Annotated in this window: 7 protein-coding genes; 4 read left to right on the top strand and 3 right to left on the bottom strand. The window is 74.7% G+C overall.

The window, feature by feature from the left end; translation table 11 throughout:
* Window positions 1-249: 249 nt before the first annotated feature.
* The 3 genes from ACIBH3_RS19225 to ACIBH3_RS19215 all read right to left on the bottom strand — a co-directional run bounded on the left by ACIBH3_RS19225 (window position 250) and on the right by ACIBH3_RS19215 (window position 3,984).
* Complete coding sequence (locus ACIBH3_RS19225) at window positions 250-1,281, bottom strand: isopenicillin N synthase family dioxygenase (RefSeq protein WP_396313183.1); 1,032 nt, start codon at window positions 1,279-1,281, stop codon at window positions 250-252.
* A 401-nt stretch (window positions 1,282-1,682) separates the two neighbouring features.
* The gene (locus tag ACIBH3_RS19220) at window positions 1,683-3,311 is read right to left on the bottom strand and encodes an AMP-binding protein (protein WP_396313182.1); all 1,629 of its coding nucleotides are present in this window, start codon (window positions 3,309-3,311) and stop codon (window positions 1,683-1,685) included.
* A 187-nt stretch (window positions 3,312-3,498) separates the two neighbouring features.
* Window positions 3,499-3,984, bottom strand: coding sequence for a VOC family protein (locus ACIBH3_RS19215; protein WP_396313181.1), 486 nt, complete (start codon window positions 3,982-3,984; stop codon window positions 3,499-3,501).
* A 258-nt stretch (window positions 3,985-4,242) separates the two neighbouring features.
* Between ACIBH3_RS19215 and ACIBH3_RS19210 the strand changes: the two genes are divergently transcribed.
* The 4 genes from ACIBH3_RS19210 (at window position 4,243) to ACIBH3_RS19195 (ending at window position 8,170) form a co-directional block, all read left to right on the top strand.
* Window positions 4,243-4,548, top strand: a complete 306-nt coding sequence (locus ACIBH3_RS19210) for an SH3 domain-containing protein (RefSeq protein WP_396313180.1) — start codon at window positions 4,243-4,245, stop codon at window positions 4,546-4,548.
* Between the two features lie 245 nt (window positions 4,549-4,793).
* Window positions 4,794-5,090, top strand: coding sequence for a hypothetical protein (locus ACIBH3_RS19205; RefSeq protein WP_396313179.1), 297 nt, complete (start codon window positions 4,794-4,796; stop codon window positions 5,088-5,090).
* 283 nt (window positions 5,091-5,373) lie between these two features.
* Window positions 5,374-6,186, top strand: a complete 813-nt coding sequence (locus tag ACIBH3_RS19200; protein ID WP_396313178.1) for a hypothetical protein — start codon at window positions 5,374-5,376, stop codon at window positions 6,184-6,186.
* A 64-nt stretch (window positions 6,187-6,250) separates the two neighbouring features.
* Window positions 6,251-8,170 carry a hypothetical protein gene (locus ACIBH3_RS19195; RefSeq protein ID WP_396313177.1) on the top strand — a complete coding sequence of 640 codons (1,920 nt, stop codon included), beginning with the start codon at window positions 6,251-6,253 and terminating at the stop codon, window positions 8,168-8,170.
* Window positions 8,171-8,293 lie beyond the last annotated feature (123 nt).

Here is an 8,293-nt window from a genome sequence, read left to right as displayed (position 1 = left end):
CTCGGTCCGCCGCGCGGGGGGGGCCCCCCGGGGGCGGGGGGGGGGGGGGGGGGGGGGGGGGGGGGGGCGCGCGGGGGGGGGGGGGGGGGGGCCCCCCGCCGGGGGGGGGGGGGCCCGACGGGGTGCTCGGTCGGTGCTCGGTCGGTGTTCAGCGGGTGCTGCGGCACGGCGTGGCATTTCGGGGCATCGACGGGCACTGCTGTGCCTCGCTCGTCGCCACCCCTGCCACCCGTGCCGCCCGCGCGCCGGTCAGCGGGACGAGGCGTCCACCAGATCGGCGTGGTGACGGCGGGTGACCTCGGGGTGGGCGCGCAGGTACCCCTTCAGCTCGTTGCGGCCGAACTCGGCGAACAGCGGGTTCCCCGGGTCCTCGGTCGCGCCGGGTGCGTGGTGCGCGAGCGGGAAGTCCAGCGGCTCGATGTGCGCGTCCAGCCGCGGGTTGTAGAAGAACGGGACGGAGAACCGCTCCCGGGCGCCGGCCGGGCTGACCACCCGGTGGTTGGTGGCCTTGAGGTAGCCGTCGGTGGCGACCTCCAGCAGCTCGCCCAGGTTCACCACGAAGGCGCCCTCCATCGGCGGCACCTCCAGGAACGACCCGTCCGGCCGTTCCACCTGGAGCCCGCCGACCTGGTCCTGGAGGAGCAGGGTGATGAAGCCGTAGTCCTTGTGCGCGCCGACGCCCTGCCCGGCGCCGTCCGGGGCGGTGCCCGGGTAGCGGACCAGCTTGAGCCGCAGGTGCGGGTGGCCGGCGAAGGCGTAGTCGTAGAAGTCGGCCCGCGCGCCGATCGAGGCCAGCAGCTCGTGCAGCAGCCGCTCGGCGACCTGGCTGAGCCGGTCGATCCAGTTCAGCGCCGCCTCCCGCAGCTCGGGCAGTGCCGTGGGCCACTGGTTGGGACCCTCCAGCCACCAGTACGGCGGCTCATCGGGCGCGGGGACGTGCGGCGGCAGTTCGGCGCCGATGTCCAGCTGGTCGCGCCAGTCCTGGCTGCCGCCGGTGCGCTCGTCGCCGGTGCGGGTGTAGCCCCGGAAGTGGGGGGAGTTCAGGTTGCTGACCGACAGCCGGTCGGCCTCCGGCAGGGCGAAGAAGGCCCGCATCGCGCCGGTCAGCGCGGCGGTCTCCGCGGCGGATATGCCGTGGCCGGTGAGCTGGAAGAAGCCGACCTCGGTGGCTGCGCTGCGCAGCTCGCCGTGCAGCCGGGCGCGCTCTTCCGCGCTCCCGGCGGCGAGCGAGAGGTCGATCACCGGCAGGCCGGCGGAGGTGGAGGGGTGCTGCTGCGTCATGGGTGACATCCGCTGGGTCTCGTCCCGACCGTGCCCGGTGGTGACCGGGGGTGCCGGGGCCGCGCCGGGTAGGGCGTGGGCCACGGGGCCGGGAGGGGGATGCGGGCCCGGTCGGAGGGCCGCGCGATGAGGGTTCGAAGATCAGCCGGAGCGTCGACAGGACATGCTCGTGACGCGGAGCAGGTCCACGTGGCGACGGCTGACAAGTATGAGCACGTCATCCAGCCTAGATGACCTTGGCGGCGGCGAGCGAGCGCCCCCCTGTGGTCTGCGCCACGCTGCCGGTGCACGTGTACCCGGGTGCCCGGCGCCGCCGCGCCGGGTGCCGACGTCCCGCGAGTGGTCGGTAGCGCCGGTGGCCGCCCGCCCGGCGCCTGCCTGCCGGGCGCCTGCCTTGCGGGTCACAGGCCGAGCGCGATCGCGGCCTGCTCGCGGAGCTCGATCTTCCGCACCTTCCCGCTCACCGTCATCGGGAAGGAATCCATCACCCGCAGGTAGCGCGGCGTCTTGAAGTGCGCGAGCCGCCCGTCGCAGAACTCGGCCAGCTCGCCCTGGCTGAGTTCGCCGGCCCGGTCGTGCAGGATCACGCAGGCGCAGATCTCCTCGCCCAGCCGGGCGTCGGGCACGCCGACCACCTGGACGTCCGCGATCTTCGGATGGGCGTGCAGGAACTCCTCGATCTCGCGCGGGTAGACGTTCTCGCCGCCCCGGATGATCATGTCCTTGATCCGTCCGACGATGGTGAGGTAGCCGTCCGGACGCATCACCGCGAGATCGCCGGTGTGCATCCACCCCTGCGCGTCGACGGCCTCGGCGGTGCGTTCCGGGTCGTCCCAGTAGCCGAGCATCACCGAGTAGCCGCGTGTGCACAGCTCACCGGCCGTCCCGGCCGGCAGCGTCTCGCCGGTCACCGGGTCGGCCACCCGCACCTCGACGTGCGGCATCACCTGCCCGACCGTCCCGGTGCGGTGCTCCAGGTCGTCGTCGCGCCGGGTGAGGGTGGAGACGGGCGAGGTCTCCGTCATCCCGTACGCGATCGCGACCTGCGGCATGTGCAGGTCGGTGACCACCCGCTTCATCACCTCCACCGGGCACGGTGAGCCGGCCATCAGCCCGGTGCGCAGCGAGGAGAGGTCGTACCCGGCGAAGTCCTCCAGGCTCAGCTCGGCGATGAACATCGTCGGTACGCCGTACAGCGCCGTGGCCCGCTCGGCGGCGACCGCGCGCAGGGTGGCGGCCGGGTCGAAGCCGGGGGCGGGGATCACGATGCAGGAGCCGTGACTGGTGGCCGCCAGGTTGCACAGCACCATCCCGAAGCAGTGATAGAAGGGGACGGGTACGCAGATCCGGTCCTGCTCGGTGTAGCCGAGCAACTCGCCCACGAAGTAACCGTTGTTGAGGATGTTCCGGTGGGAGAGCGTGGCGCCCTTGGGGAAGCCGGTGGTGCCCGAGGTGTACTGGATGTTGATCGGCTCGTCGCAGTGCAGTTCCGTGAGCTCGGGCAGCTCGGGCAGCTCGGGCAGCTCACGCGGTCCGGTCGGCTGCGCCAGGGCCTGCCAGGACGCCTCCCCGATCCACACCCTCTCGCGCAGCGCCGGGCACCGCCGGCCGGCCTCCGCCACCATGGCCCGGTAGTCGCTGCCCCGGTACTCCGTCTGGGAGACCAGCACGCTGACCCCCGACTGGTTCAGCACGTACTCCAACTCGCCGGTGCGGTAGGCCGGGTTGATGTTCACCAGGATCGCGCCGATCCGGGCCGTCGCGTACTGGAGCAGCACCCACTCGGGGCAGTTGGCCGCCCAGACGCCCACCCGGTCGCCCTTGGCCACGCCGCTGCCCAGCAGCCCGCGCGCCAGCCTCGCCACGTCCCGCCCGAACTGCTCGTACGTCCAGCGCCGCCCGCTCGGGACGTCCACCAGCGCCTCCCGCCCGGGGTGGGCGGCGACCGTACGCTCAAGGTTGCGCCCGATCGTCTCGTCCAGCAGGGGGGCATCGGTGCTGCCTCGCGTGTGGGAGGGCTGGGCCGTCATCGGCGCTGCTCCTTCTGCCGGTGGGCGCTCGGGCGGGGTTTGGCATGCTCAGGGCTCCAGGGTTTCGCCGGAGGTGGCGGGGCGTCAAGTAAGCACGGCCAATTCGGAATAGCCGCATCCGGGCCGGTCGTGCGCGGGTAGGCTGCGGCGGTCCGCCCCTACCCGCCCCGCCGCCCGTCGGTTCGGGTCAGGCGGGCTTCCCGGCGGGCCGGGCGGCCGGGCGCGGTTCGCCGCGGTACGTGCCGAAGTACCAGCGATTGCCCTCGGGATCGCGGAAGGAGCAGTCGCGCGAGCCGTAGTCGGTCTCGTGGAGCTCGGAGAGGACCTCCGCCCCGGCGGCCACCGCCCGCGTGTACAGCGCGTCAGGGTCGTCGGTGACCACGTACGCCCCGAAGCTGCCCGGCCGCAGTGGCCAGGGATCCTCCTCGTCGTCCTCCTCGCGGGCCGAACCGAGCATGATGCCGCCGCCGGGCGGCCAGGACAGCTGGGCGTGGTGGACGTGGTTCTCGTCGCCGTAGACGACCGTCTCCTCGAAGCCGAAGGCCTCGACCAGGAAGCGGATCAGCCCCCGGGCGTCGTGGGCCCGCAGACTCGGCCAGACCTGCGGCGGCGGGGGAGCGTCCGGGCTGGGGGGAGTCTCCGGGCTCGGGGGAGTGGACGGGCTGCCGGCCATGGGTGGGACCTCCTCGCTACGGGGCTCCAGGGGTGCTGCCGAGCCCCACGCGCCCCCAGCCTAGGCACCGGCCACGGCCTCCGCCCGCCGCACCACGCCGCAGGCCCGCGCGCTCGGTCGCCGGCCCCGGTACCGCCCCCGCGGCGGGCCGCAGCGCGGGGCGGGAACCGCCCAACTCGCCGGAGTCCCACCTGGATCGGCTGTCGGCCCGGCCCCGCCCGCGCCGCATGCCGGCCGGACGCTCACTAGGCTGAACGGGTGACGGTCTCCCATCTCCTCCTGCGCGCCCTGGCCGATCCGGCCGACTCCGGCGGCGCCCCGCCACTGCGCACACGCCTCGCCGCGGCGGCCCCCGGGGCCACGAGCCGCCGCGGCGTCGTCTGCACGGTCAACCACAACGGCGTCGCCTACCGCTCGGGCCCCGGCCCGCAGTACCCCGCGCTGGGGATGGTGAACCAGGGTCAGAACATGGACTCCCATGCCCGCCGGGGAAGTTGGCGGAGCGGTGACCTGTGGGGCGGTCCGGCCGGCGTCTGGATCAGCACGGCCGACCTGGACTGCTGAGTGGAAAGTCGGACCGGCCGACTTTCCACTCCACTCCACCCACCCCCGGCAGCCGCCCGGTCGCAGTCGGCGACTGTGACGACGCGGGGACTGTGCGCTGGACGACCGTTGCAGCCACCTCGACCACGCCCGCCGCGCCCGCGGTCGGGTAGCCATACGTCCAGACGGCTGTGCTCCCCGAGCGTCTCGGTTCGTGTTCTGGTCAGCTGGGACGGCCCAGCAACCAATCGAAAGTGGGTTTCAAGATGCCGGTCATCATCGTCGTCGACTACCCGGGCGGTACACAGGCTCAGTACGAAAAGGTCACCAACATCCTGACCGGTGGACGTGGTCTGGTCAGGGCGCCTTCGGACTGGCCGGTGCCGGGCTTGATCTCCCACGCCAGCGGGCCCAGCCCCACCGGGTGGTTCGTGACGGACACCTGGGAGTCCAAGGAAGCGTTTCAGCGCTTCGGGGAGAAGCTCATGCCTGCTCTGCAGGAGGCCGGAATGCCTGATGCCGAGCCGAAGATCTACGAGGCGTTCAACGTGGTGACCTCCTAGCCCCGCCCACGCGCTCTCCAGCCCCCGCAGGACCGCCGGATTCCGGCGCGGCCCGGGGGCTGTCGCGTATGCATTCGTCAGGCCGGACGGATGCCCACCGCGGTCCCGGTCGAGCCGCGAGGTCCGGACGTAGCGGTAGGTCGTCGCGGCGTGGACCAGCCCGCGAAACGCTCCCCGTCCTTCGATCAGGCGGCCTCCACGGAGACCGGACAGCAGCAGGTCACGCAGGGTGTTCGGACGAACTGACTTGAATCTTTGCGAACAGATGTTCGATGCTTGAGGTGTGCCCACACTCGATTCCGCGCTCCTGCGGCAGACGCTCCGGCCGGTGGCTCCGGCCGGGGGCGGCCTGCTGCCGGTGCTGCCCGCGCTGGCTCCGCTGCTGCCCGACGGCGGCCTGCGGCGTGGAGCGGCGGTGTCGGTGGACGGCGGCGACACCGGGCTGCTGCTTGCACTGGCCGCCGGGGCGGCGGGGGACACCGAGGGCGGCGGCTGGTCGGCCGCCGTCGGGTTGCCCGAACTCGGGCTGGCCGCCGCCGCGGGGTACGGCCTGGACCTGGGCAGGCTGCTGCTCGCGGACGATCCCGGCCCGCACTGGGCCGAGGTGGTCTCGACCCTGGCCGGCGCGGTCGGGCTGATCCTGTTGCGCCCGGACGGCCCGGTGCCGCCGCAGCTGGCGGCCAGGCTGGCGGCGATCCTGCGGCGCAGTGGCTGCGTGCTGCTGGTGGCCGGGCCCTGGCCGGGGGCCGGGCTGCGGTTGAGCGTGCGGGAGGGGAGCTGGGTCGGGCTGGGTGAGGGCCACGGGCAGCTGGTGGGGCGGCAGGTGGAGGTACTGGCCGAGGGCCGGGGTTCGGCGGCGCGCGGCCGTACGGCGCGGCTCTGGCTGCCGGACGAGCACGGCGCGGTACGGGCGCTGGAGGCGGCGCCGACGGCCGGTACGGCACCGGTCGTCGATGTGGCGCTCGGTACGGCGCCGGTCGGTGTGGCAGTCGGCCTGGCGGCGGCCGACCTGACGCCGGTCGGTACGGCGCCGGTCGGTGGCGAGGGGGAGGACGTGGCGTCGGGGGCGGTCCTCGAACGCTTGGCGGCGGTCTGACATGGCAGGACACGGGACAACAGGACACGGGACAACAGGACACGGGACAGCGGACACCCCCCGGATGCTGGTCGTGTGGTGCCCGGACTGGCCGATCGCCGCCACCGCGGAGCCCGGCGAGGACGAGCACCGGGCCGTGGCGGTGGCCACCGCCGGCCGGATCCTGGCCTGCTCGGAGACCGCCCGTGCGGCGGGCGTGCGGCGGGGGCAGCGTCTGCGGCTGGCCCAGCGCCTGTGCCCCGAGCTTGAGCTGCGGGATCGCGACCCGGAGGCGGAGACCCGCAGGTTCGAACCGGTGGTCGCCGCGGTGGAGGCGTTCACGCCCCGGGTGGAGGTGCTGCGCCCCGGTCTGTGTGCGATCCCGGTCAAGGGGCCCGGCCGGTACTTCGGCGGTGAGGAGTCCCTCGCGGCCTTGGTGGGGGAGGCGGTGGCCGCCGTGCTCGCCCGGGGGTGGGCGGCAGAGGACCGGGACGGGGACGGCCCGGCCGACGGTGCGGATCTGGTGCCGCTCGGCCTCGGCGCGGGTGCGGGCAGTCGTGTCGTACGTGCCGGGGAGCGGGCGGAACAGGCGGAGGAGGAGCCCGAAGAGCCCGAGGAGCCCGAGGAGCACCAGCATCAGCACCACGGCCGCGGCCACGAGCGCGCGCACCTGCGGGTGGTCCGCCCGCTTCGGCCCGCGCCGGGCCCGGCGGAGGCCGGGCCCGCGGGGCCTGCGCGGCACCGGACGGCCCGGGAGCACCCCGTACCCGCCTCGGCGTCGCCGCCGCGCAGCCAGGTGGGGGTGGCCGACGGGCTGTTCGCCGCCGTGCTCGCCGCCCGGGCCGGGCTGCTCGTACCGGCGGGGCGGACCGCGGAATTCCTGGCCCCCTACCCCGTGGCGGCGCTCGGCGACGAACCGCTGGCCGAGCTGCTGGAGCAGCTGGGCATCCCCACCGTGGGGGCGTTCGCGGCGCTGCCCGCCCGGGCGGTCGCCGACCGCTTCGGGCCGACCGGGACGGCCGCGCACCGGCTGGCCCGGGGCCTGCAACCGCGACCGCTGGCGCCCCGCCCCGAGGGGCTCGACCTCACCGCCGAGCAGCTCTTCGACCCGCCCGAACTGCTCGCCGAGCCACTGGTGTTCGTCGCCCGTACGCTCGCCGAGCAGCTGCACACCGGGCTCGCCTCGGCGGGCCTGACCTGCCAGCGGGTCGCCGTCGAGGTGGCGTGCGCCGACGGCCGGACGGTCTCGCGGCTCTGGCGCCACGAAGGGCGGCTGTCGGCGGCCGCACTGGCCGAGCGGGTCCGCTGGCAGCTCCAGGCCTGGCAGGGCGCCGGTACGTTCAGCAGCACCGGCCACCCGGGCGGTGGGCCCGCCGAGGCCGCCACCCCTGTGCGCCGTCACCCCACCGACCCCGTCGGCTCCCCCGACGCCCCGGGCCCCGTCGGCTTCACCGCGCTGCGTCTCGTCCCGGACGGCCTGGTCCCCGACCACGGGCGGCAGCTGGCGCTCTGGGGCCAGGGCGTCGTGGACGATCGCGTCGAGCGGGCGGTGGCCCGGGTGCAGATGGTGCTCGGACACGGCGGGCTGCGCCGGATCGAGGCCGGCGGCGGGCGGGGGCCGGCCGAGCAGATGGTGCGCGTTCCCTGGGGCGAGGCGTACGAGCCGTCGGCCGGCGTCGGGGCGCCCTGGCCGGGGCGGCTCCAGGATCCGCTGCCGTCCGTGGTGCCGCGCGAGCCGCTGCCGGTCACGGTGCTGGACGCGGGCGGCCTGCCGGTCGTGGTCGACGGGCGGGCCGGGGTGTCCGCCCCGCCCGACCGGATCACCCTGCGGGGGCAGGTGCTGGCGGTCACCGGCTGGACCGGGCCGTGGCCGGCGGTCGAGTGCTGGTGGGATCCGGCGTTGTCCCGCAGGCGGGCCCGCTTCCAGGTCACGGTCTCGGACGGCCGCGCCCTGCTGCTCACGGTGGAGGCGGGCCGCTGGTTCATGGAGGCCGCCTATACCTGACGCGCCCGTACCTGGCACCCACGCCGATCCACCCACGCCGATCCACCCACGCGGATCCACCCAGATCCATCCAGATCCACCCACGCAAGACCCGACCCGGGGGGCCGAGACGGAGCAAGCCCC

This window comes from Kitasatospora sp. NPDC050543, from assembly GCF_044457565.1.
Lineage (GTDB): Bacteria > Actinomycetota > Actinomycetes > Streptomycetales > Streptomycetaceae > Kitasatospora.
The sequence above is the reverse complement of the archived record's forward strand: the minus strand, read 5'-3'. Positions and strand labels throughout refer to the sequence as shown.